Genomic DNA, 21186 nt, shown 5'->3' with positions numbered 1-21186 from the left:
CTAGGCGGGATTAAAACAGTTTTCGTCTGTCTTGTCACCCATGGCCACAACTTTTCACCGCGGCGCGTGAACCCCTCCCGGCACGGGTAGCTGCCTATCCTGACCGGGTACGCAGACCTGGGGAGACGCGGCCGATGTCCAGTGAGCTCGACCTCATGCCCGCCGGCTTCGTGCGTGCCATCGAGGAGATGGCGCTGGTGGACCACCATGTGCACGGCGTCACGTCCCACGACCTGTCACGCCGGGCGTTCGAGGAGCTGATCACCGAGTCGGACCGGCCGGTGCCGTCGTGGATGACCCCGTTCGACTCCCAGGTCGGCTATGCCATCCTGCGGCACTGCGCGCCGGTGCTCGGGCTCGACCCGTACTGCACGCCGGAGGAGTACCTGGCCAGGCGCGCCCGGCTCGGCGCCCACGAGGCCAACCGGCTGCTGCTCGGCGCGAGCGGCATCGGGCACTTCCTGATCGAGACCGGCTACCGCGGCGAGGAGCTGCTCGGGCCCTCCGGCATGGCGGAGGTCACCGGCGTGCCCGCCGACGAGGTGGTGCGGCTGGAGACCGTGGCCGAGCAGGTGGCCGCCGACGGGTGCGCGGCGGGCGCGTTCGCCGACCGGTTCGCCGAGGCGCTGTGGGAACGCACCCGTACGGCGCTCGGCCTCAAGAGCATCGCCGCCTACCGCTGCGGGCTCGACTTCGACCCTGCGCCGCCCACCCGTGAGGAGGTCACGGAGGCCGCCGGGCGCTGGTTGTCCGAGGGTGGCGGGCGGCTGTCCGATCCCGTGCTGCTGCGCCACCTCATCTGGACGGGGCTGGAGCGGGGGCTGCCGCTGCAGTTCCACGTCGGGTTCGGGGACCCGGACGTGGACCTGCGCCGGTCGGACCCGCTGCTGCTGCGCGGGCTCATCGAGCTGGCCGAGCCGACCGGGGTGCCGCTGCTGTTGCTGCACTGCTACCCGTACCAGCGGCAGGCGGGGCTGCTGGCGCACGCGTACCCGAACGTGTACTTCGACGTGGGGCTGGGCGTGAGCTACACCGGCGCGCGCAGCGTGGCGCTGGTGGCCGAGAGCCTGGAGGTGGCGCCGTTCGCCAAGCTGCTCTTTTCCTCCGACGGCTTCGGCCCGGCCGAGCTGCACCATCTCGGGGCGCTGCTGTGGCGGCGGGCGATGGCGCGGGTGGTCGGCGGGTTCGTGGCCGAGGGGGAGTGGTCGGTGGAGCAGGCGATGCGGGTGGCCTGGATGGTGGGCGCGGAGAACGCGCGCCGCGTCTACGACCTCGGAGGGTGAAGGAGAACGATGTTCCGCCCAAGTGTGGACAGAAAACTCATCGATGACGAAACCATCTCTAACCTCTAGGCTCGACCGCGATGGATCTCGAAACTTTCTCCCCCGGTTCGGGACTGCTCGAACCCCGGGCAGCACTCCGCTCTGACGCGCCCGCCCTCGACCTCAACGGCACGTGGCGCTTCCGCCTCTCACCCACCGCGAACGTCCCGGACGACTTCGCCCAGCCGGCCTTCGACGACGCCGGCTGGGACGAGCTCCCGGTCCCGTCCCACTGGAACCTGCACGGGCACGGAGCGCCCGCGTACACCAACGTCGTCTTCCCGATCCCTGTCGACCCGCCCCACGTCCCCGACGAGAACCCGACGGGTGACTACCGCCGCGTGTTCGACCTGCCGGAGGGGGGGACGGGCGGCCGGCTGCGGTTCGAGGGCGCCGACTCCTTCGCCAGGGTCTGGCTCAACGGTCACGAGCTGGGCTTCTGGACCGGCAGCAGGTTGCCCGCCGAGTTCGACGCGGGGCCGTACCTGCGGCCGGGGCGCAACGTGCTGGCCGTCCGCGTGCATCAGTGGTCGGCCGCCAGCTACCTCGAAGACCAGGACATGTGGTGGCTGCCGGGCATCTTCCGCGACGTCACCCTCACCCGCTCCACCGCCGACGTCTTCGTACGCGCCTCCTACGCGGACGGGCGCGGCACGCTGAGCTTCGAGGGTTCGGGCACGCTGAGCGTCCCCGAACTGGGCGTCGCCGACCTCGAGCCCGGGGCGGAGGCGACGCTGGAGGTGGAGCCGTGGACGGCCGAGACCCCCCGCCTGTACGACGCCGTCCTGACCCTCCCCGACGAGACGGTACGGCTGCGCGTCGGCTTCCGCACGATCTCCATCGTGGACGGCGTGCTCCTGGCCAACGGCCGCCCCCTGCTGTTCAAGGGTGTGAACCGGCACGAGTTCCATCCGGAGAGCGGCCGTACGGTGACGTACGAGACGATGCGCGAGGACGTGCTGCTGATGAAGCGGCACAACGTCAACGCCGTCAGGACCAGCCACTACCCGCCCCACCCCGACTTCATCGACCTGTGCGACGAGCTGGGCCTGTGGGTCATCGACGAGTGTGACCTCGAGACCCACGGCTTCGGCGAGGTCGGCTGGCGCGGCAACCCCACCGACGACCCCCGCTACGCCGACGCGCTGCTCGACCGCATGCGCCGCATGGTCGAACGCGACAAGAACCACCCCAGCGTCATCATGTGGTCGCTCGGCAACGAGGCGGGCGTCGGCAGGAACCTGGCCGTCATGTCCGACTGGACCCGCGAGCGCGACCCGTCCCGGCCGATCCACTACGAGGGCGACCGGACCTGCGCGCACACGGACGTCTACTCGCGCATGTACGCCTCGCACGCCGAGGTCGAGCTCATCGGCCGGCGTGAGGAGGAGCCGCTGGACGACCCCGAGCTGGACGCGCGGCGGCGCGGCATGCCGTTCATGCAGTGCGAGTACGCCCACGCCATGGGCAACGGGCCCGGCGGGCTGGCCGAGTACCAGGAGCTGTTCGAGAAGTATCCGCGGCTGGCCGGCGGGTTCATCTGGGAGTGGATCGACCACGGGCTGGCGCATCCGGAGCACGAGTACGCCTACGGCGGCGACTACGGCGAGCCCGTGCACGACTCGAACTTCGTCATCGACGGCCTCGTGTTTCCCGACCGCACGCCGTCGCCGGGGCTGATCGACCTGAAGAAGGTGTTCGAGCCGGTGCGGTTCGAGTTCGGGGACGGTGTGGTGCGCGTCGTCAACGGCCACGGCTTCGCGGACCTGTCGCACCTGGAGTTCCTGGCCACGGTGGAGGCGGACGGGGAGACGGTCGCCGAGCACCGGCTGACCGTGCCCGCCGAGGGCGGCGAGGTCAAGCTGCCCGCCGCGGTTGGCTCGGGCTCCGGCTCCGGCTCCGGCGAGGTCTGGCTGACCGTACGCGCGGTGCTGGCCGCCGACCAGCCGTGGGCCGAGGCGGGCCACGAGGTGGCATGGGGCCAGGCGCTCCTGTCGCCGCTCGTCTTCGACGCCGCCGAGGAAGCGCCCGCGGCTCCGACCGCCGGGCCGGTCCGCGACGGCGGCGAGATCTCCGTGGGGGACTCGGCCTTCGACCCGGAGACCGGACGCCTCGTCAGGCTGTTCGGCGTCGAGGTGGAGGGGCCGCGGCTCGGCCTGTGGCGGGCGCCCACCGACAACGACACCTACGGCGGGCTGGCCGGCAAGTGGCGCGCGCTCGGCCTGCACCGCCTCACCCACCGCGTGGACGCGGTCGAGACCGGCGACGCCCTTACCGTGCGCACCCGGGTGGCGCCGGCCGCGACCGACCTCGGCCTGCGCGCCACCTACACCTGGACGGCCTCGGACGGCGGCCTGGAGCTGACGGTGGACGTCGAGCCGGAAGGCGACTGGGCCGACCCCATCCCGCGCCTCGGGCTGGACATGACGCTGCCCGCGGGCGCGGTCGAGCACGTCACCTGGTTCGGCAGGGGGCCGGGCGAGGCTTACCCGGACACCGGCATGGCCGCCAGGGTCGGCCGCTGGCGGGCGAGCCTCGACGAGTTCCAGACGCCGTACGTGTTCCCGCAGGAGAACGGCCACCGGGCGGACGTGCGCTGGGCCGACTTCGGCGCCTTCACGGTGCGCGGGTTCCCGGTGTTCGGGCTGACCGCGCGGCCGTGGAGCGCCTTCGACCTGGACCGGGCGCGGCACCGGCCGGACCTGGTGCCGGGGGAGCGCGTGCACCTGGGCCTCGACGTGGCCCAGCAGGGCATCGGCACCGCCACCTGCGGGCCCGGCGCCCTTCCCGCCTACGACCTCAGGGCCGGGCGGGTGACGTTCAGGCTCCGCTTCGAGCCCAGCTGACCGACGGATCTGATCATGCGCGGCCCCTGCCTGCGGGGGCCGCGCGCCCTTCGTGCTGACCGTTCGCTGACGTTCAACTGGAGGAATGTGATGGATGCCAAGGAGTACCTGGCCGGTGTGTTCGACCGCGCATCCGGCACGTACGAGCAGGTGGGGGTGCCGTTCTTCGCGCCCGTGGCCGCCGAGCTGGTACGCCAGGCCGCGCCCGGGCCGGGCGACCGCGTCCTGGACGCCGGCTGCGGGACGGGCGCCTCGCTCGTGCCCGCGGCCCAGGCCGTCGGCCCCACCGGGCGGGTGGTCGGGCTGGACCTCGCGCCCGGCATGGTCGCCGCCGCCTCGGCCGAGATCGAGCGGCACGGCCTGAGCCACGCGACCGTCCTGCTGGGCGACGCGGAGCGGGCCGAGGAACTGCTGCCCGGCGAGCGGTTCGACGTCGTGCTGGCCGGGATGATGCTGTACTTCCTGCCCGACCCGCTGGCCGCCGTACGCTCCATGACCGGGCTGCTGCGGTCCGGCGGCCGGCTGTCGGCCAGCCTGCTGGTGCGGTCGAGCCCGGTCGAGGTCGAGCTGCTCGGCCTGGTCGGGCGGGCGCTGGAGCCGTACACCTCGGGGGCGGGCGGCGCCCCGTTCAGCCACACGCTGGGCTCGGCCGAGGAGCTGACCGGGCTGTTCGAGGCGGGCGGGCTGAGCGGGGTCCGGCACGAGGACGTGGTGTTCGAGGTGGTCGTCGAGGCGGGGCAGGTGTGGGACTGGCTCTGGTCGGCCGCCCGCAGGGCCCCGCTGGAGGCGATCCCGGAGCACCTGCGCGAGGAGGCCCGGGCGGCCCTGGAGGCGGCGCTCCCCCAGGACCGCTTCGTGCTTCCCCGCACGGTGCGCTTCGCGACGGGCTCCCGTCCCTGATCGGACCGGGACCGGGTCAGGCGTCAGGCACGGTGAGGATCGTGCCCGCGCCGACCGTCAGCCCGCCCTCGCGGATGGCGAAGCCGAGCCCGGGCTCCAGCGCGACCGCCTTGCCCAGCTCGACCGCCACGTCCACCGTGTCACCCGGCTGGGCGGCGACGGCGTCGGCGCTGAGCGACAGCTCCCCGGGCACGTCCGTCGTCCGCAGGTAGAACTGCGGCCGGTACCCGGACTCGATCGGCTTGCGCCGCCCGCCCTCCTCCGCGGTCAGGAGGTACACGCGGGCGGTGAAGGACCGGTGGGCCCGCTGGCTGCCGGGCGCCGCCAGCACCATGCCGCGCCGTACCTGCTCGCGGCGGACCCCGCGCAGCAGCACGGCCGCGTTGTCACCGGCCTCGCCCCGCTCCATCGTCTTGCCGAACGTCTCCACGCCCGTGACGACGGCGCCGAACGCGTCACCGAACCCGACCGCCTCCACCGTGTCACCGACCCGGACGGTGCCGCGCTCGATGGCCCCGGTGACGACCGTGCCCCGGCCGGTGACCGTGAGCACGTTCTCGACCGGCATGAGGAACGGCGCGTCCACGTACCGCACCGGCACGGGGATGTGCTCGTCCACCGCCTGGAGCAGCGCCTCGATCGACGCCGTCCAGACCGGGTCGCCCTCCAGCGCCCGCAGCCCGGACACCCGCACCATCGGGACGCCGTCGTAGCCGTGCTCGGCCAGCAGCTCCTGCAGCTCCAGCTCGACCAGGTCGGTCAGCTCCGGGTCCGCGCCGTCGGCCTTGTTGACGGCCACGACGAGGTGCTCGACGCCGACCCGCTTGGCGAGCAGCACGTGCTCCCTGGTCTGCGGCATGATCCCGTCGTGCGCGGACACGACGAGGATCGCGCCGTCCAGCTGCGCCGCCCCCGTGATCATGTTCTTCACGTAGTCGGCGTGCCCGGGCATGTCCACGTGCGCGTAGTGGCGGGTGGCGGTCTCGTACTCGACGTGCGAGATGTTGATCGTGATCCCCCGCCGCGCCTCCTCGGGCGTGCGGTCGATCCTCTCGAACGGCGTGTACGTGGCCTGCCCGCGCTGCGCCAGCACCTTCGTGATGGCGGCGGTCAGCGTGGTCTTGCCGTGGTCGACGTGCCCCATCGTGCCGATGTTGAGATGCGGCTTGTTCCGTACGTAGGCCTGCTTGGCCATGGTTCCTTCCTTGAGACCTGGTTTCCGTGTGACCCGTGCTCGGGGCCGACAACCTCCCCCCGCCGGGTCACCTCAGGACTCACGGGAAGAGGTCAACGCTCCAGGCCGTCGCAGGCACGCTCGAGCACGCCCGGCACCGCGGGCGTCACAAGGAGAGCGTGCAGGAACATGAGGAACATAGTGCGATCCTCAGCACGCAACCGCAACCGAATATTCCCAGGGGTAGGTGGACCGATGCCACCCTCCCGTTGCCCATCTGGATGGCCGGCCTGCTGGAGCCCGCCCCGGGCCAAAGGTCTTCGCCATGGCGGCGCTTCGCGCCAAAGGGCTCAGGCGTCCTTATCGAGGCGCCTGACGGCGCACCCCCGCGCCTTCGGCGCCATCGCGGGCCCGCCCGTTGACCGCCGAAGCGGTGGGCCGCCTGACACCCACCCCGGACCGGCATGCCTTTCGGGCTCTTTGGAGGCCGAAACGGAACCCAGGACAGCCCTCGCCCGGAGATGGCCCGATCCTGTACGGCTACTGCAGTAAGCGATGTCTCGTAACCTGATTGGGCGGTTTTGTTAGGGTGCCTGGATGCCTTCTCAACGCGCCCTACTGCCGCGGTCGACACCGGCCGCCTCGGGGATGTCGTCCCGCGCGATCGCCGCGCTGCTGGACCGGCTCGAAGCGCAATCCGTCGAGTGTCACTCCATCATGGTCGTACGCCACGGTCACGTCGTCGCCGAAGGCTGGTGGGCGCCGTACTCGGCCGAACGCCCGCACCTTCTCTACTCGCTGACCAAGTCGTTCACCTCGGTCGCCGTGGGGCTCGCGATCGCCGACGGGCTGCTCTCGCTGGACGATCGGGTGGTGGACGTGCTGCCCGACCACGTTCCGGCCGACATCTCGGAGCAGGGACGCCGCCTCACCGTTCACCACCTGCTGTCCATGACGGTCGGACACCGTACGGACAGCCTCGCCGAAGCCTGGCAACTGGAACCGGGCGACCTGGTGAAGGGCTTCCTGCGCGTACCGTTTCCCGAGGCCGAGGGAACACGGCACGCCTACGACAATTCGACCACCTTCATCCTGGCCCGGATGGTGGAACGGGTCACGGGCCGCGGCCTGCCGGAACTGCTCGACGAGCGCCTCTTCAAGCCGATGGGCGTCGACCACGCCGAATGGGACCGGGTGGCGAGCGGTGCTGCCTTCGGATTCCACGGACTGCACCTGACGACCGAGGCCGTCGCCGCCTTCGGTGAACTGCTGCTGCGCGGAGGCCTCTGGGGCGACCGGCGGCTCGTCCCGCGCGAATGGGTGGAGCTCGCGACCAGACGGCACATCGATACCCTGCCGTTCGAGGACGGGTCGGACGACGTCGACTTCAGCTGCGGTTACGGTTACCAGTTCTGGATGTCGCGTCACGGTTACCACGGTCACGGTGCCTTCGGCCAGCAGTGCGTGGTGGTCCCGTCGCACGATCTCGTGGTCGCCGTGACCGCCCAAGGGCAGGCCCAGGACGTGCTCGACGCCATTTGGGACTGCCTGCTGCCCGGCATGGACCACGCGGGAAGCACCCGGGACGACGAGATCCTCGCCGATCGGCTGCGGCGGCTGTCATTCGCGCCGGTGCCAGGTTCGGCCGCCCCGGAGCGTTCCGCCAAGGCGAGACTCGACGCCTCCGCCGAGGATTCGGCTCTGCCCGACGGAACCACGGTGATCGTCGACCCCGTGGACGGTGGGTGGCTCCTGCGATTCGGGTCGTTCCTCAACGTCGAGGTCGGCCACGGCGAATGGCGGGAAAGTTCGCCGCTCGGCCGCCCTGTCGTCGCGGCCGGCGCCTGGCAGGGCGACACGTTCGTCGCCGAGCTTTACGTCATCACCACCCCGCACCGGGTTCGGCTGGTGGTCGACGCCGACGCGCAGACGGCGGTGGCGACGTGGAGCACCGTGCCCCTGACCGGCCCCAGTCTGGAGTTGCATTTGCGGTCGCCGCTGATGACACGGCCCGACGTCGCGTAGGTGATGTCGGTCAGGCTCGCAGGTGTCGGCTACCGGAATCGTCGGCAGTGCTCCGGCCTTCAGGCCGGGGGCGGAGCCGACCAGCCCGCCTACTAGCGGGGCAAGAACAGCCGTTTCGCCGCCGGGCAAAACGGCGTCCACCCAGCTCAGACGGGCCGGTTTTGCTGCTCGATGTACTGGCGCAGAACACTGATCGGAGCGCCGCCCACCGATCCGGCGAAATAGGAGCCCGACCACAGCTTGTTCGCCCGGTAGTAGTGGCGGGCCAGTTCGGGGAACTCCTGACGCATCCGGCGCGAGGACACGCCCTTGAGGCTGTTGACCAGCTTGGACAGGGCCACCTTGGGTGGGAAGTCGACCAGCAGGTGGACATGGTTGTCTTCGCCGTTGAACTCGCGCAGCTCGGTTTCGAAGTCGGCGCACACGGAGCTCATGATCTCTTGCAGCCGGGTCAGGTGCTCGCCGGTGAACACGCGATGCCGGAACTTCGTCACGAAAACCAAATGCGCGTGCAGCACGAAAACACAATGCCTGCCGGTCCTGATATCGCCATACTCGGCCATAACCCAACTGTAGAATGATCGCGTGCAGTTGCGGTACTCCTTCCGGATCGACCCGACCCCGGGCCAGCGCATCGCGCTCGCGCGGGCGTTCGGGTGCGCCCGGGTGGTGTTCAACGACGCGGTCGCACTGCGCAACCACGCCCACGAGCAGGGGCTGCCGTTCATCACCGACGCGGAACTGTCCCGCCTGGTGATCACCCAGGCGAAGCAGACGCCGCAACGCTCCTGGCTGGGCGAGGTGTCGGCGGTGGTGCTCCAGCAGGCGCTGGCCGACGCCACCACCGCGTTCCGCAATTTCTTTGCCTGTCTGGCCGGAACCCGCAAAGGGCCCAAGCTCGGTCCGCCGCGTTTGCGATCCCGCAAGGACAACCGGCAGGCGATCCGCTTCACCCGCAACGCCCGTTTCGCCATCACCGCGGCCGGCAAGTTGCGACTGCCGAAGATCGGCGATGTGGCGGTGCGCTGGTCACGGAACCTGCCGTCCCAGCCCTCTTCCGTCACCGTGGTCAAGGATGCCTCCGGAAGGTATTTCGCCTCGTTTGTGGTCGAAGCAGCCGAAACCCCCTTGCCTGCGACCGAGGCCGAGACCGGGATCGACCTGGGCCTGACGCATTTCGCGGTGCTGTCGGGCGGACGGAAGATCGACAGCCCGCGGTTCCTGCGCCGGGCGGAGAAGAAACTCAAGCGGGCACAACAAGCCCTGTCACGTAAGGAGAAAGGCAGCGCCAACCGGGCCAAGGCCCGGGTGGAGGTCGCCCGCCGGCATGCCGTGGTCGCCGACGCGCGCCGCGAGTTCCACCACCAGCTCTCCACGATGCTGATCCGCGAAAACCAAGCGATCTATGTGGAGGATCTGGCGGTCAAGGGACTGGCGCGCACCAAGCTGGCCAAGAGCGTGCACGACGCGGGCTGGGCGCAGTTCGTCGGCATGCTGGAGTACAAGGCGAAGCTGTACGGTCGGACGTTCGTGAAGATCGGCAGGTTCTTCCCCTCCACCAAGCTGTGCTCGGCATGCGGGGCGCTGACCGAGGCGATGTCGCTGACGGTGCGGGAGTGGACCTGCCCGTGTGGGGTCACCCACGACCGGGATGTCAACGCCGAGATCAACATCCGGGCCGAAGGGCGCCGGATCGTCGCCGCTGGACGGAAACCCGTGCCTGAGAGGGGCGGGAAGCGGAGACGGAAAACGCCTGCGGAGACCGGTAAGACCCCTCCGCCCGCTCCTTGGGGCGAGCGCGGGGGCACGGTCGATGAAACAGGAAGCCACAGAAGTGCCGCGTGACACCACGCGGCACAGGCTGAATCCCCGGCGTTCATGCCGGGGAGCGCGTCAAAGGGTGTGTCGCCCGACGTGGCGGTGACACCGTCGCCGACGGCCGACCGGAACGGGCGTGGGCACTCACCCGAGCTTGACTCCATTTAGAGGCATCGTGACCAGCCGTACATCCATGCTTCGATGCCCATCGAGATGTCTGAAGCCTAGGTTTGCGTTCCGGAGCCGTTGTCGGTCTCCCGCCAGGTCGGGTCAGTGAGTGTGCCCCGTCCGATCGTGTAACGCACCAGCTGGAGGCCAAGAATGTCCGGTGAGATTCCGACCACTGATAATCGTGAACCGGCGCTGGTCGTGACGTTGATGATCGACCATGTACTCGACCTGGCAGCGACCTGGACAAAGTGGGACGGTCGCCCGGTGCGCGCCGATGAGCGGGTCTACACCCCGCACAAGGCAATCCGCCGAGTCACTGATCACCTCATCGACCATCTCGCCGAGGTGGAAGCACGGCTGGCCGGCAACCCCACGATCCCTGATCACTGGCATGCGTCGGCGAGCACAACCCCTGCCGATCTGGCGCCCTTCACTGACCAGGACCTGGACGAGACCAGGAGCCGGCTCACCCGGCTCAGCCAGATCTGGGCCGACCGCCTGACCGCGCTCACTCCAGACCAGCTCGACCGGTCGCCCGGTGAGGGCTGGACATTCCGGCAGATCGCGTTCCACCTGGCTGACTCGGCCTACTACGCCGATGCCGTTGGGGACCTTTCGGCGGTCGGATCCGATCACTGACCTCTTGTCAGCTTCTCGTGAGCCGTCGCCAGCAGATGATCGCGGCGGCGAGGGTCATGAACGCCTCGTGGATGTCGTCGCGGACCTCCCAGCGGACGTGCAGGCGGCGGAACCAGTGCAGCAGCGCGAGCGTGCGTTCCACGACCCAGCGGTGAACGCCCAGGCCAGAGCCGTGCGAGGTACCGCGGCGGGCAATGATGGGCTTGATGCCGGTGCGCCAGACCAGGCGACGGTACTTGTCGTGGTCCTACCCGCGGTCGGCGTACAGGCAGGCGGGCCGCTTACGAGGTCGTCCGCGGCGGCCCCGCACCGGCGGGATCGCCTTGATCAGCGGCAGGAGTTGAGTGACATCGTTGCGGTTTGCCGCCGGTCAACGACACGGCGAGGGGGATCCCGTTACCATCGGCGATGACGTGGTGTTTCGAGCCTGGCTTGGCGCGGTCAACCGGGCTCGGCCCAGTTTTGGGCCGCCCTTGAGTGTCCGGACATGAGAGCTGTCGATCAGCGCCTTGGACCAGTTCAGCTGACCAGCGGTGTTCAACAACAGATGCATCGTGTCCCACACCCCGACCTGATGCCAGTCCCGCAACCTGCGCCGGCAGGTCATCCCCGAACCGAAGCCAAGCTCTTGCGGCAGGAACTCCCAGGTAATGCCGGTGTCGAGCACGAACAGGATGCCCGACAGGACCTTCCGGTTATCCAGGCGCTTGCGGCCGGGTGATCGCCACGGCGTGGCACGATCGGCAACAACGGCTCAATCCGCGCCCACAACTCATCGGGCACGATCCACGGTGGTTGCTCGCCCTTCCTCACGGCTTTGAGCATCTCGAGCTCGACGTCGTCGTGGGCGGATCCGATGTGCTCGATCTCGCGGGAGCAGCGCCGTGAGGAGTACACGATCCGCACCGCCGGCGCATGGACGGTCTGCTTCGCGTCCTGGAGCATCAGACCAGTGTCGTGGCGGGGACAGCGCCAACCGCTTACGTGCTCGAGGTCGACCAGCTTGGACGGCTGACGGTCTGGCACGCCGGCCACCAGCTACAGCGGGGCCACGGTGACCGTTGCCGCGCCGCAATGGCGTCACCGTTTCTTGCCGCGCTTGCGCCGGGTTCGTGTCGCGACGATGCTGTCGGCAGTCGGTCGATCAGCGGGGGCCTGCTTGCGAAAGGCGAATGTCGGCATGCGTAGCCGGTCGAGCCTCAGGTCGACTCTTCTTCTCAATGCGGCCGCGATCAAACCGAGTAGAGCCAGAACGACAAGCCAAATCCACGCGGTATGGCGCGCAGACACCGCAGCCGCGATAGTCGGTTCGCGTAGAACGGTTGCGCGTATGTCGACGGTGACGGCGTGGTCGTCATAGGCGTCGGGTTCGCTGACGTCGATGGTGCGTTCCTCGCGGCCGCCGGATATGACTATGGGCTCAGAGGCCGGGGTGGTGGATTCAATGGTGAGGCGCGGATGGCGGAGAACGATTTTTGATTTCTCTTCGGGCAGGAAGAAGACTCGTACCGGATCGCCGAGACCGGCGCGAGGAGTCCTGGCATCCGTAACTTCTGCCAGTTGCAGGATGTCTTCGGTCGCGCCAATGGTGGTGAGAGAATCTCGGCCCTCCACCACGGGTGGGATCGGTATTCGGTGTGTGACCGTTACGGGGAAACTCGTGGGCGTATCCGGTTGAGGCAGATTCACTGTGCGGGTGTAGGACCGAGCGCGGGTATCGCCGAACTGTGCTGGTGTCGGAGCGCTCGACCATCCTTGCCTGAGCAAGGTGCGGGCAATGTTGGCCAGTTCTGGGACTTTCGAAGGCAGCTTGTAGGTGATTGTTTCCGTGCCGGACCAGGTGGTGCAGGCGCCGTAGCAATTGAGGTGACTGGAGTAGGTGACACCGATGTGTACGTCCTGAACCGAGGGTGGACGATTCGCCGGGTAATATACCTTTTCTGTCAGGAAGACTGCGACACCGCTGAGTAGCGTCCCGACCAGGAGGAGAAGGGTGCGCAGCCAGAGTCGGCGGGCGGATCTGCTGCCGGGGAGATACAGGCTTGCGTCGTAAACGTCTCCGTCACGCCCGGCTTGCTGAGGATAATTTCTTGGTGGTGGCGGGGAAGGCTGGGTCATGCGGGCCTCCGTGCCGGGCCGGTGTCGTGGTCTCAGTATGAGGCCCGAGAGGAACTCGCCGCTTGCATTTCGCTTTTACCGACTGCCGATTTCCTCCGGCGAACGGTGGCCATGGAGAACAGCGTATGGCCGGTTTCCATTTCGACTACAAAGCCCCGCTCTGGGGCAAGGCCGGCGGCCATGCGGTTTAAGGATTCCTAACAAATGATCTAGGAATACTGGTGATCACGGTGTGAGGAGAGGCACGCAGCCACCGTGGATCGTGCCGCTGTTGCCGGTGGTGCCCCGACACCGGGATTGCCTGGGAGTTCCTGCCGCAGGAGTTGGGCTTCGGTTCAGGGATGACCTGCCGGCGCCGGTCGCAGGACTGGCATGCCGCCAGGGTGTGTGGCAGCGGGTGGACTGGTGGAGGAGGACGGCGGTGGAGCAAGGCCCGACCGAATATGGTTCGCCCCAGCCGCTGGACGACAGCTAGGGTGTCCGCCATGCAGGACGAGGTCTACCACTACAACGAGGAACGCTGGGAAGCCCTTGTGGAGGCGGAGGCGTTGTTCACCCGTCCTATGCTCGACCTGGACGCGGAGAAGGCTCAGGCCTATCTGGGCCTGGAGAGGCTGGGCATCCCTGGCGATCTGGCTGGCCGGAAGGTGCTCTGCCTGGCGGGAGGAGGCGGGCAGCAGTCTGCGGCCTTCGCCCTGCTCGGAGCGGACGTGACGGTTCTCGACATCTCGTCCGGGCAGTTGGAGCGGGACCGCTTGGCCGCTGAGCACTACAGCGTCGGCATCCGCACGATCCAGGGAGACATGCGGGACCTGTCGGCCCTCGACGACTCCTCGTTCGATCTGGTCTGGCATCCGTACTCGCTGACCTTCGTCCCGGACTCCCGGATCGTTTTCCGCGAGGTCGCGAGAGTTGTCGACGAAGGCGGCCACTACTACCTGATGTGCGCCAACCCGTTCTTCTCCGGGCTCACTCACCACTCGTGGAACGGGGAGGGCTACACGCTGAAGCACCCCTACACGGACGAGGCCGCGACCTGCTATCCCGACCAGGACTGGGTCTACGACCGCAAGCCGGCCGGCCGCCACATCCGCGAACCCATGGAGTACAGGCAGACGCTGAGCCGGATAGTCAACAGCCTGATCCGGGAAGGCTTCATGCTGACGCTCCTTTCTGAGGTCCGAGGTGACTACCCGGGTGCGGAACCGGGCAGCTGGGCGCACTTCACGGGGGTGGCCCCGCCGTGGCTGGAATTCGTCTGGCAGTACTGCCCTGCATCCTCGGAAGGTGAGGGCGTCCGGGGGCACGGGTGACCGCGGACCACGAGGCGGACTCATCGCGCCCCTCGCAGGGCACGCGCACATCGGACAGGTAAGCCAGGGTCTGACGTGACAACGGGTGCGCTGCAACGATGGGCACACGGAGAGCGGTGGCGGATGACAGGAGGCTCCCGATAAGGGAGCAGCCGACCAAGATCCGATGCCCCAACCCGGGAGCCTCGTTGCTGTCTTGCCGCGCCTCGATTCCGCTGTCCAGCCACACCCTGGCCGGACTCACCCGCACCCGGCGTGCCGAACGCCGCTGCCGGTGGCGCAGATTAGGCCCCGCCCAGCAAGCGCTGCTGGTCCTGGCCCACCTACGCAACGGTGACACCTACGCCCGCCGTGCCGCCGGCTTCGCCATCCCTGGCCGGCGGCAACCGCAACGACGTCACCCAGGTCATGCCGCTGCTCCGGTCGATCCCGCCAGTGCGTGGCCGTCGCGGCCGGCGACCCAAGGCGTTGTACGCCGACCGGGGATAGGACCACGACATGTACCGGCGGATGATCCGGGCCGGTCATCGCCCGCCGGGGTAGCTCCGACCTGGGCGTACACCAGTGGGGGATCGAGCAGACGATCGCGCTGCTGCACTGGTTCCGTCGCCTGCGCATCCGCGACGACATCCACGAAGCGTTTCATGATCCTCGCCGCCGCGGTCATCTGTTGGCGACGCCTCGTCCGCCGATCCTCCTGCTGGTACCTCACTCTGGGATGGGGCCGGAAAACACCAGATAGGGATGTTCCGCGTCCAGCCACTGGCGGTCCAGCCTCACCCCTGTGGCCAGCTCGATGGCCGTCAGGAAACCTGCCCTCCAGTCCCAGCTGTCGTCTCTCCCGGTGGAGTCTTCGTCCACATGGTCGAGGAAGAACCCGCTCATCGCCGTCAGTTCGGGCCACGACGCCAGGTTCGGGTAATCCTCAGGACGTCCCGGGAACAGTCCGTCGACGCATACAAGGATGTCGCCGTTCACCGTGAGGGACAGGCAGTTCACGGAGTTGACGTTCCAACAGGCGCTGTAGACGCGGGCTTTCGACGCCAGCCGCCGGAGCGCTCCGCTCGAGTACCCGAGATGGCCGAGCCCGTACACGACGACTGCCGCACCGGATCGGTCCACGACCGCGCACGGTCCCGGGCGGCACAAGGGGAGGTTGACGATGTGGGGCTTCGCCACTTCGCGCAACTCATAGCTGGTTCCTCCGCCCAGCCGCGCGCTCACCTCAGGCAAGGGGAGAGAGTCCACGCCGTCGTCGGGAATCACGACCGCCCAGCACGCCGCCACATCCAGCTCTGGCTCACCGACCAGCCGTTGATAGTGCCCGAACACCTCGTCGGTCGAGGGGCGTCGGATAACCACGTGATGGTCTCTCTGATCATTGGTGAGGGTGGGCGATGATCCTTGCACGAGCGAGGGCCCCTCGGGCATCTGCGGCAGGCAATATGTTCATGTCCCCTTGGGGAACCCTCAGTGCCCCCGCGCCCGGATCGTGCCCCTGAACGCCGCGCACCGCGTGGTGCGGGTCGAGATGTCAGATGGGCGGCCACGTCCCGCACCGTCCAGCCGGGCGCACAGCGAGGTGACCCAGGAAGGCGGCGGGACGCAGCGGTTCCGCCGCCGTCCGTGTGAGTCATGTCGTCCTGTCACATGTCGGATCTCGTCGATCAGCGTTTTCCGAGCCGAACGGACAGGGCGGCGAGCCAGGCGGAGATGAGTACGGCGCCGACGGCGAAGCGCAGGCTGGCACTGTCCTCGCTCCACGGCGGCACGGTCAGGACGAACGTGGCCAGGCTGCTGATGACGCTGTAGGCCATCCAGCCACGGCTCCCGAACCGCCGTGCGAAGACGAGCCCGGCCACCATCAGCGACAGGAACGCCGTCGCCCCGAAGACCGTGTGCAAGGCGCTGGCGGTGCTGAGGTGCTCCGGCAGCCCGGCGGGGGCACCGGCCGGCCAGCCCAGTGCGGGATCGGGTGCGAAGATCCCGCCGCCGACCATCGCCACGCCGTACGCGCCGATCAGGATCGGCCCGGCCGCTCCCGCCGGGCCGGGACGGGCGGCCCGGCGTACGCCGAGCGCGAAGGCGCACGCCAGCAGTCCCGTGAGCGCGAAGTTCGCGATCTGCAACCAGCCCAGGTCGCCGAGCGTGAGAGCGCTGAACGCGTGCCGCCGCAGGTCGAATCCGGTCCGGGTGAATGCCTGCGCGAACGACACGACGGGGAACAGGATCCCGGCGACCGCGCCGCAGCCCAGCAGCAGCGCGGCCCCTGTCGCAGGGGAGGTAGTGGGATCGGCAATGGTGCTCATCGTGGATCCTTTCGCGGTTGGTGGTCATCGCTTCGACGCACGGCATGACTACGAACGGGATGCGGCCGGATGGACAGCCGCCCGCGAAATTCCTCAGGATTCCTCGACGGCGGCCAGGCGACGCCGGAGGTGAACGCGTTCCGGCTCGCTCCCGGCCACTTCCAGGGCCGCGCGATAGGCCGCGGCGGCCTCGGGGAGGCGGCCGAGCCGGTGCAGCAGGTCGGCGCGCGCCACCAGGTAGGGGTGGTAGCCGCGCAGGCGCGGCTCGCCGGCCAGTTCGTCCAGCAGGGCCAGGCCCGCCTCCGGTCCGTCGCGCATGGCCACGGCGGCCGCCCGGTTGAGCGCGACCACCGGGGACGGGTCGAGCGCGAGCAGCACGTCGTACAGGGCCACGATCTGCGGCCAGTCGGTCGTGGCCAGGTCCGCCGCCTCGTCGTGGAGGGCCGCGATGGCGGCCTGCACGCCGTACACGCCGGGCGGGCCGCCGCTCAGCGCGGTCACCACCAGCGCCGAGCCCTCCTCGATCAGGTCCCGGTCCCAGCGGCCGCGGTCCTGCTCGTCCAGCAGCACCGGCTCGCCGTCGGGACCGGTACGGGCATCGCGGCGCGCGTGGACCAGCAGCATCAGCGCCAGCAGCCCGGCGACCTCCCGTTCGGAGGGCAGCAGCCGGCGCAGGATCCGCGCCAGCCGGATCGCCTCCTCGGCCAGGTCCAGGCGCTGCAGGTCGGGGCCGGAGCTGGCCGCGTACCCCTCGGTGAAGATCGAGTAGATCACCTGGAGCACCCCGGGCAGCCGCTCCGGCAGTTCGTCCGCGCCGGGCACGCGGAACGGGATGCGGGCCTCGCGGATCTTCTTCTTCGCCCGGACGATCCGCTTGGCCATCGTCTGCACCGGCACCAGGTAGGCCCGCGCCACCTCCGGCGTGGTCAGCCCCGCCAGGCAGCGCAACGTCAGCGCCCCGCGGTCCTCGGCGGGCAGCGCGGGGTGGGCGCAGGTGAAGAACAGCTGCAGCCGTTCGTCCGGCAGCTCGCCGTCCGCGTCGGCCGGCGGGGCGTGCGCCGCCCGCTCCGCCTCCACCTGCAGGATGGCCAGCCGCGCGGCGAAGGCCTGGTCGCGCCTGAGCCGGTCGACCGCCTTGCGCCGCGCCGTCGTCATCAGCCACGCGCCCGGCTTGGGCGGCACGCCCTCGACCGGCCAGTGCTTCAGCGCCGCCTCGATGGCGTCCGAGGTCACCTCCTCGGCGAGGTCGAGGTCGCCGAACCGGCGCACGAGCGCGGCCAGCAGCCTGCCGCGCTCCTCCCGGAAGACCGCCTCGACCTCACGCACCTCAGACACCTCGCGCACTTCACGCACCGAAGTCGGCGACCGGGCGTACGACCACCGACCCGCCGCCGCGCGCGCCCGGGCAGCGGGCGGCCCAGTCGAGCGCCACGTCGAGGTCCGGTACGTCGATCACATAGAAACCGCCCAGAACCTCCCGGGTCTCGGCATACGGCCCGTCGGTCACGGTCCGCGCGCCCTCCCTGTCCACGCGCACGGTCGTGGCGGTCACCAGATCGGCCAGCGACTCGCCGGACACCCAGATCCCCGCCTCGCGCACGGCCTTGTCGTAGGCCATCCAGTCCTCGACGGTGCACGGGTCGTCCTGGTCGTCGGTGGTGGCGGCGTTGATCAGCATCATGTACTTCACGGTGTTCCCCTTCATGGGCGAGTTCGGTATGCGGCAGGCCCGCCGCACACCATCACCACGAACGGCCCCCCGCCAAATGGACAACTCTTTCTCACAAAGTTGCGGTCTCCAGAGAACGGGTCAGCCGCACTCCTTCTTCCAGGTACCCCAACGCGGCGTAGAACCGCCGGGCGGCCGTGTTGGCCGCCCCCGTCTCCAGCGTCAGGTGACGCAGCCCCTGCTGCCGGGCCCAGTCCTCGGCGGCGGCCATCAACCGCCGGCCCACGCCCGCACGCACGGCTCGCGGATGGACGGCCAACTCGCCGACATAGGCGTCCATCGCACCGGTGAAGTGCAGCTGCCGCTGGACGGACACCACGCCGACCACCTGTGAGTCCCCGCTGTCCACAGCGACGAACACCGCTCCGCGCCGGCTCTCGGCCGCGGCAAGGGACCCGGCGAGCCACTCCCGCGCCGCCCGCATGGCACCCTCGGGATCACGCCACGCCGCCACACCTTCGGCGAGCCGGGGCGCCAGCGCCATGACGGCTTCCAAGTCCTCATCGCAAACAGGCCGGATTCGAACAAGCCCCAGATCCTCGTTCACGAAAGGCAGCATGCCAGCCGGAAGTCCTCCGAAAAAACCCTTGATGGACAACCAGTATGCGGCGCTCGCCCTGACACCCGACGCGTCCGGCTGAGTCCCGCGTCAAAGCCGGTCGTCGCCTTCCGTCACCTCGTCGAGAAGCAGATTGAGCAGCACCGTCCGACGTTCGGTGTCGTCGGCGATCGCGACGAACACGATGCTCCAGCCCAGATCGGGCAACCGGGCTTGCATGGCTCGCAGCCCCGGCCAGCCACCTCCGTGCCGGTAGACGCGGTGCCCGGCGTGCGAGCGGACGCCGATGCCCCAGGCGTAGTCGATCGGCGTCCCGTCATCGAGGCGACCTGGGGTGTGCATCAGGCCGGAGATGCCGAGTTCGTCGGCATTGAGCGCTTGGCTCCACCGCAGCAGGTCGCCGGCGGTGGTCCACACGCCACCGTCACCCAGGGACAGCGGCGCCGGATGCTCAGGGGCCAGCGGCGCCGCGCCGGGAGGCGTGGGAGCGGGTCCCGCCCAGTAAAACGTCTCGCTCATCGACAGAGGGGAGAAAAGCCGGTCCCGCGCGAAATCGGGAAGCGGTTGACCGGCCGCTCGTGCGGCCACAGCGGCGAGGCAGACATATCCCGTGTTCGAATAGGCGTAATTGCCGCCCGGCCTGCCATGGAGGGCGGGAAATCGGGTGAGGGCCTGGATGACGCCTTCGCTGGTCCGGTCGGCATCTGCGGTCAGCATGGCATCGATGTCTCGGTCGGCGGGCAGGGCCGCAGTGTGATGGAGAAGCTGCCGGAGCCGGATGTCATCAGCCCATGAAGGCAGTTGGGGCAGCCAGCGCGACAGAGCGGACTCAAGGTCCAGCGCACCCTGCTGGACGAGCAAGGCCACGCATGCGGCGGTCATTTGTTTGGAAAGGGAAGCCGCGTAGATCGGCGTCGTGGCGGACAATGTCTCCCTCCTGGCAGTCAGCCCCTGCGCGTGAAAAGTCGGTGCATTGTCGCGTTGCTGCAGCCCGACCACGATCGGCTCGTCATGCCGGTATCCGGCTTCGGCGACCATGGCTTCTATTCGTTTCTCAGGATGGGGCACGGAAGCAATCCTTCATCAGCGGGGCCTGGTGAGGGACCACGAAGATGCCGCCATGAGGAGGGCTGTCAGCCCGCCGCAGATCATCGTCGTGGAGACCGAGAAGGCGTCCACGACCTGGCCGCCGGCAAGCGCCCCGAGGGCGAAGGTCGCCTGGAAGGAGGAGGTGAAGACGACCGTGGCGGCCTCCGGCGTACCAGGGGCGGCGTTCATGAACCAGGCTTGGGAGCAGACCGGGACGCCACCGTATGCCAGTCCCCACAGCACCACCAGCGCGACGGCGCCGGCGGTGGTGGTGCCGGCCGCGGGGAGCAGGAGCGTGGTGAGGGCGATCAGGGCTCCGCAGGTCAGGAAGGCCGCTCGTGGGGCGGTCGCGACCGCCTTGCTCGCCAGGAAGTTCCCGGCTGTCCCGGCGATGCCGTACGCCAGGAGCGTGGCGCTGATGGCGGCCGGGTCCAGGTGGGTGACGTTCTGGAGGAAGGGGGTGACGTAGGTGTAGGTGCCGAAGTGCGCCAGGACGATGAGGAACGTGGCCAGCAGGGCGATCCTGGTGCCCCGTTCGCGCAGGAGGCCGAGCAGGACGCGGCCGCTGGTGACCTCGTGGGCGGGGAGCGGCGGCAGCAGCATCAGCAGGGCGATCAGTACGAGGACCGACAGCGCGGCCAGGGCGAGGAAGGCGGTTCGCCAGCCGGCGAGGTGGCCGATGAAGGTGCCGGCCGGCACGCCGAGCACCGAGCCCAGCGGGACGGCCGAGAAGATCAGCGCGGTGGCGGTGCCGACCGAGCGCGGCGGTACGAGGCGGGCGGCCAGCCCGGCCCCGATCGACCAGAATCCGCCGATGGTGAGGCCGACCAGCACCCTGGAGACCAGCATGATCCAGTACGCGGTCGCCACCGCCGCCAGGACGTCGGCGACCGCGAGCACCGCCATGAGCGCGCACAGCATCACCCGGCGGTCCAGGCGGGCGGTGGCGAGCGTGACGGCGGGCGCGGCGACGGCGGCGACGATGCCGGGCAGGGTCATGGTCAGCCCGGTGGTGCCGTCGGAGATGCCGAAATCGGCGCCGATGTCGGTCAGCAGGCCGATGGGCAGGATCTCGCTGGTGACGATGGCGAAGATGCCCAGCGTGAGCGAGGTGACCGCCAGCCAGCTGATGAGCGGTGAGCGTAACCGGGCTTGGGTGATCGTGGACATGGTT

At 69.3% G+C, this 21186-nt stretch carries 17 protein-coding genes and 3 pseudogenes; 9 read left to right on the top strand and 11 right to left on the bottom strand.

Going from position 1 to position 21186, the window contains the following annotated elements:
- Positions 1-134: 134 nt before the first annotated feature.
- The 3 genes from ACIBI9_RS35440 to ACIBI9_RS35430 all read left to right on the top strand — a co-directional run bounded on the left by ACIBI9_RS35440 (position 135) and on the right by ACIBI9_RS35430 (position 5068).
- Positions 135-1283 (top strand): amidohydrolase family protein, encoded by a 1149-nt coding sequence (locus tag ACIBI9_RS35440; protein WP_397228588.1) that lies wholly within the window; start codon positions 135-137, stop codon positions 1281-1283.
- Positions 1284-1363: 80 nt separating this feature from the next.
- The gene (locus ACIBI9_RS35435; protein WP_397228586.1) at positions 1364-4168 is read left to right on the top strand and encodes a glycoside hydrolase family 2 TIM barrel-domain containing protein; all 2805 of its coding nucleotides are present in this window, start codon (positions 1364-1366) and stop codon (positions 4166-4168) included.
- 90 nt (positions 4169-4258) lie between these two features.
- Entirely contained in the window at positions 4259-5068 is an 810-nt protein-coding gene (locus ACIBI9_RS35430) for a class I SAM-dependent methyltransferase (RefSeq protein WP_397228584.1), read from the top strand.
- A gap of 16 nt (positions 5069-5084) precedes the next feature.
- On the opposite strand, the gene tuf is transcribed toward ACIBI9_RS35430, so the two are convergent.
- Positions 5085-6263 (bottom strand): elongation factor Tu, encoded by a 1179-nt coding sequence (gene tuf, locus ACIBI9_RS35425; protein ID WP_397228582.1) that lies wholly within the window; start codon positions 6261-6263, stop codon positions 5085-5087.
- Between the two features lie 576 nt (positions 6264-6839).
- On the opposite strand from tuf, the gene ACIBI9_RS35420 reads away from it, so the two are divergent.
- Positions 6840-8267, top strand: a complete 1428-nt coding sequence (locus tag ACIBI9_RS35420; protein ID WP_397228580.1) for a serine hydrolase domain-containing protein — start codon at positions 6840-6842, stop codon at positions 8265-8267.
- 146 nt (positions 8268-8413) lie between these two features.
- Here ACIBI9_RS35420 and tnpA read toward each other — a convergent pair whose 3' ends face one another.
- Positions 8414-8830 carry an IS200/IS605 family transposase gene (gene tnpA / locus ACIBI9_RS35415; RefSeq protein WP_397228578.1) on the bottom strand — a complete coding sequence of 139 codons (417 nt, stop codon included), beginning with the start codon at positions 8828-8830 and terminating at the stop codon, positions 8414-8416.
- Between the two features lie 22 nt (positions 8831-8852).
- Between tnpA and ACIBI9_RS35410 the strand changes: the two genes are divergently transcribed.
- Entirely contained in the window at positions 8853-10112 is a 1260-nt protein-coding gene (locus ACIBI9_RS35410; protein WP_397228576.1) for an RNA-guided endonuclease InsQ/TnpB family protein, read from the top strand.
- Between the two features lie 294 nt (positions 10113-10406).
- A complete protein-coding gene (locus tag ACIBI9_RS35405; RefSeq protein ID WP_397228574.1) occupies positions 10407-10895 on the top strand; it encodes a hypothetical protein in 489 nt (162 codons plus the stop codon).
- 7 nt (positions 10896-10902) lie between these two features.
- On the opposite strand, the pseudogene ACIBI9_RS35400 reads toward ACIBI9_RS35405, so the two are convergent.
- Both ACIBI9_RS35400 and ACIBI9_RS35395 read right to left on the bottom strand, forming a co-directional pair.
- Positions 10903-11720 (bottom strand): annotated as a pseudogene (locus tag ACIBI9_RS35400) (IS5 family transposase).
- A 255-nt stretch (positions 11721-11975) separates the two neighbouring features.
- Positions 11976-13013 (bottom strand): hypothetical protein, encoded by a 1038-nt coding sequence (locus ACIBI9_RS35395; RefSeq protein WP_397228572.1) that lies wholly within the window; start codon positions 13011-13013, stop codon positions 11976-11978.
- A 290-nt stretch (positions 13014-13303) separates the two neighbouring features.
- Between ACIBI9_RS35395 and ACIBI9_RS35390 the strand changes: the two are divergent.
- The 3 genes and pseudogenes from ACIBI9_RS35390 to ACIBI9_RS35380 form a co-directional block, all read left to right on the top strand.
- A pseudogene (locus ACIBI9_RS35390) lies at positions 13304-13413 on the top strand (transposase); the annotation flags it as partial.
- 85 nt (positions 13414-13498) lie between these two features.
- Positions 13499-14326, top strand: a complete 828-nt coding sequence (locus ACIBI9_RS35385) for a class I SAM-dependent methyltransferase (RefSeq protein WP_397228570.1) — start codon at positions 13499-13501, stop codon at positions 14324-14326.
- 188 nt (positions 14327-14514) lie between these two features.
- Positions 14515-14697, top strand: a pseudogene (locus tag ACIBI9_RS35380) (transposase family protein); the annotation flags it as partial.
- Positions 14698-15034: 337 nt separating this feature from the next.
- On the opposite strand, the gene ACIBI9_RS35375 reads toward ACIBI9_RS35380, so the two are convergent.
- The 7 genes from ACIBI9_RS35375 to ACIBI9_RS35345 form a co-directional block, all read right to left on the bottom strand.
- Positions 15035-15757 carry a hypothetical protein gene (locus tag ACIBI9_RS35375; protein WP_397229019.1) on the bottom strand — a complete coding sequence of 241 codons (723 nt, stop codon included), beginning with the start codon at positions 15755-15757 and terminating at the stop codon, positions 15035-15037.
- Positions 15758-15993: 236 nt separating this feature from the next.
- Positions 15994-16635 (bottom strand): DUF998 domain-containing protein, encoded by a 642-nt coding sequence (locus tag ACIBI9_RS35370; protein ID WP_397228568.1) that lies wholly within the window; start codon positions 16633-16635, stop codon positions 15994-15996.
- Positions 16636-16728: 93 nt separating this feature from the next.
- A complete protein-coding gene (locus tag ACIBI9_RS35365) occupies positions 16729-17961 on the bottom strand; it encodes an RNA polymerase sigma factor (RefSeq protein WP_397228566.1) in 1233 nt (410 codons plus the stop codon).
- 19 nt (positions 17962-17980) lie between these two features.
- Complete coding sequence (locus ACIBI9_RS35360) at positions 17981-18316, bottom strand: YciI family protein (protein ID WP_397229007.1); 336 nt, start codon at positions 18314-18316, stop codon at positions 17981-17983.
- 100 nt (positions 18317-18416) lie between these two features.
- On the bottom strand, positions 18417-18923 hold the full coding sequence (locus ACIBI9_RS35355) for a GNAT family N-acetyltransferase (protein WP_397228564.1): 507 nt from the start codon (positions 18921-18923) through the stop codon (positions 18417-18419).
- Between the two features lie 90 nt (positions 18924-19013).
- Complete coding sequence (locus ACIBI9_RS35350; protein ID WP_397228562.1) at positions 19014-19961, bottom strand: serine hydrolase domain-containing protein; 948 nt, start codon at positions 19959-19961, stop codon at positions 19014-19016.
- 45 nt (positions 19962-20006) lie between these two features.
- Positions 20007-21182 carry an MFS transporter gene (locus ACIBI9_RS35345; RefSeq protein ID WP_397228560.1) on the bottom strand — a complete coding sequence of 392 codons (1176 nt, stop codon included), beginning with the start codon at positions 21180-21182 and terminating at the stop codon, positions 20007-20009.
- Between the last annotated feature and the right edge of the window lie 4 nt (positions 21183-21186).

The sequence above is a fragment of the Nonomuraea sp. NPDC050451 genome (genome assembly GCF_044458585.1).
Note: the sequence above shows the minus strand (reverse complement) of the source record. Positions and strands in the feature narration are given on the sequence as shown.

Coding starts and splice junctions, on each gene's coding strand:
- ACIBI9_RS35440 (WP_397228588.1), top strand. CDS start 135: ATGTCCAGTGAGCTCGACCTCATGCCCGCCGGCTTCGTGCGTGCCATC.
- ACIBI9_RS35435 (WP_397228586.1), top strand. CDS start 1,364: ATGGATCTCGAAACTTTCTCCCCCGGTTCGGGACTGCTCGAACCCCGG.
- ACIBI9_RS35430 (WP_397228584.1), top strand. CDS start 4,259: ATGGATGCCAAGGAGTACCTGGCCGGTGTGTTCGACCGCGCATCCGGC.
- tuf (WP_397228582.1), bottom strand. CDS start 6,263: ATGGCCAAGCAGGCCTACGTACGGAACAAGCCGCATCTCAACATCGGC.
- ACIBI9_RS35420 (WP_397228580.1), top strand. CDS start 6,840: ATGCCTTCTCAACGCGCCCTACTGCCGCGGTCGACACCGGCCGCCTCG.
- tnpA (WP_397228578.1), bottom strand. CDS start 8,830: ATGGCCGAGTATGGCGATATCAGGACCGGCAGGCATTGTGTTTTCGTG.
- ACIBI9_RS35405 (WP_397228574.1), top strand. CDS start 10,407: ATGTCCGGTGAGATTCCGACCACTGATAATCGTGAACCGGCGCTGGTC.
- ACIBI9_RS35395 (WP_397228572.1), bottom strand. CDS start 13,013: ATGACCCAGCCTTCCCCGCCACCACCAAGAAATTATCCTCAGCAAGCC.
- ACIBI9_RS35385 (WP_397228570.1), top strand. CDS start 13,499: ATGCAGGACGAGGTCTACCACTACAACGAGGAACGCTGGGAAGCCCTT.
- ACIBI9_RS35375 (WP_397229019.1), bottom strand. CDS start 15,757: ATGCCCGAGGGGCCCTCGCTCGTGCAAGGATCATCGCCCACCCTCACC.
- ACIBI9_RS35370 (WP_397228568.1), bottom strand. CDS start 16,635: ATGAGCACCATTGCCGATCCCACTACCTCCCCTGCGACAGGGGCCGCG.
- ACIBI9_RS35360 (WP_397229007.1), bottom strand. CDS start 18,316: ATGATGCTGATCAACGCCGCCACCACCGACGACCAGGACGACCCGTGC.
- ACIBI9_RS35355 (WP_397228564.1), bottom strand. CDS start 18,923: ATGCTGCCTTTCGTGAACGAGGATCTGGGGCTTGTTCGAATCCGGCCT.
- ACIBI9_RS35350 (WP_397228562.1), bottom strand. CDS start 19,961: ATGGTCGCCGAAGCCGGATACCGGCATGACGAGCCGATCGTGGTCGGG.
- ACIBI9_RS35345 (WP_397228560.1), bottom strand. CDS start 21,182: ATGTCCACGATCACCCAAGCCCGGTTACGCTCACCGCTCATCAGCTGG.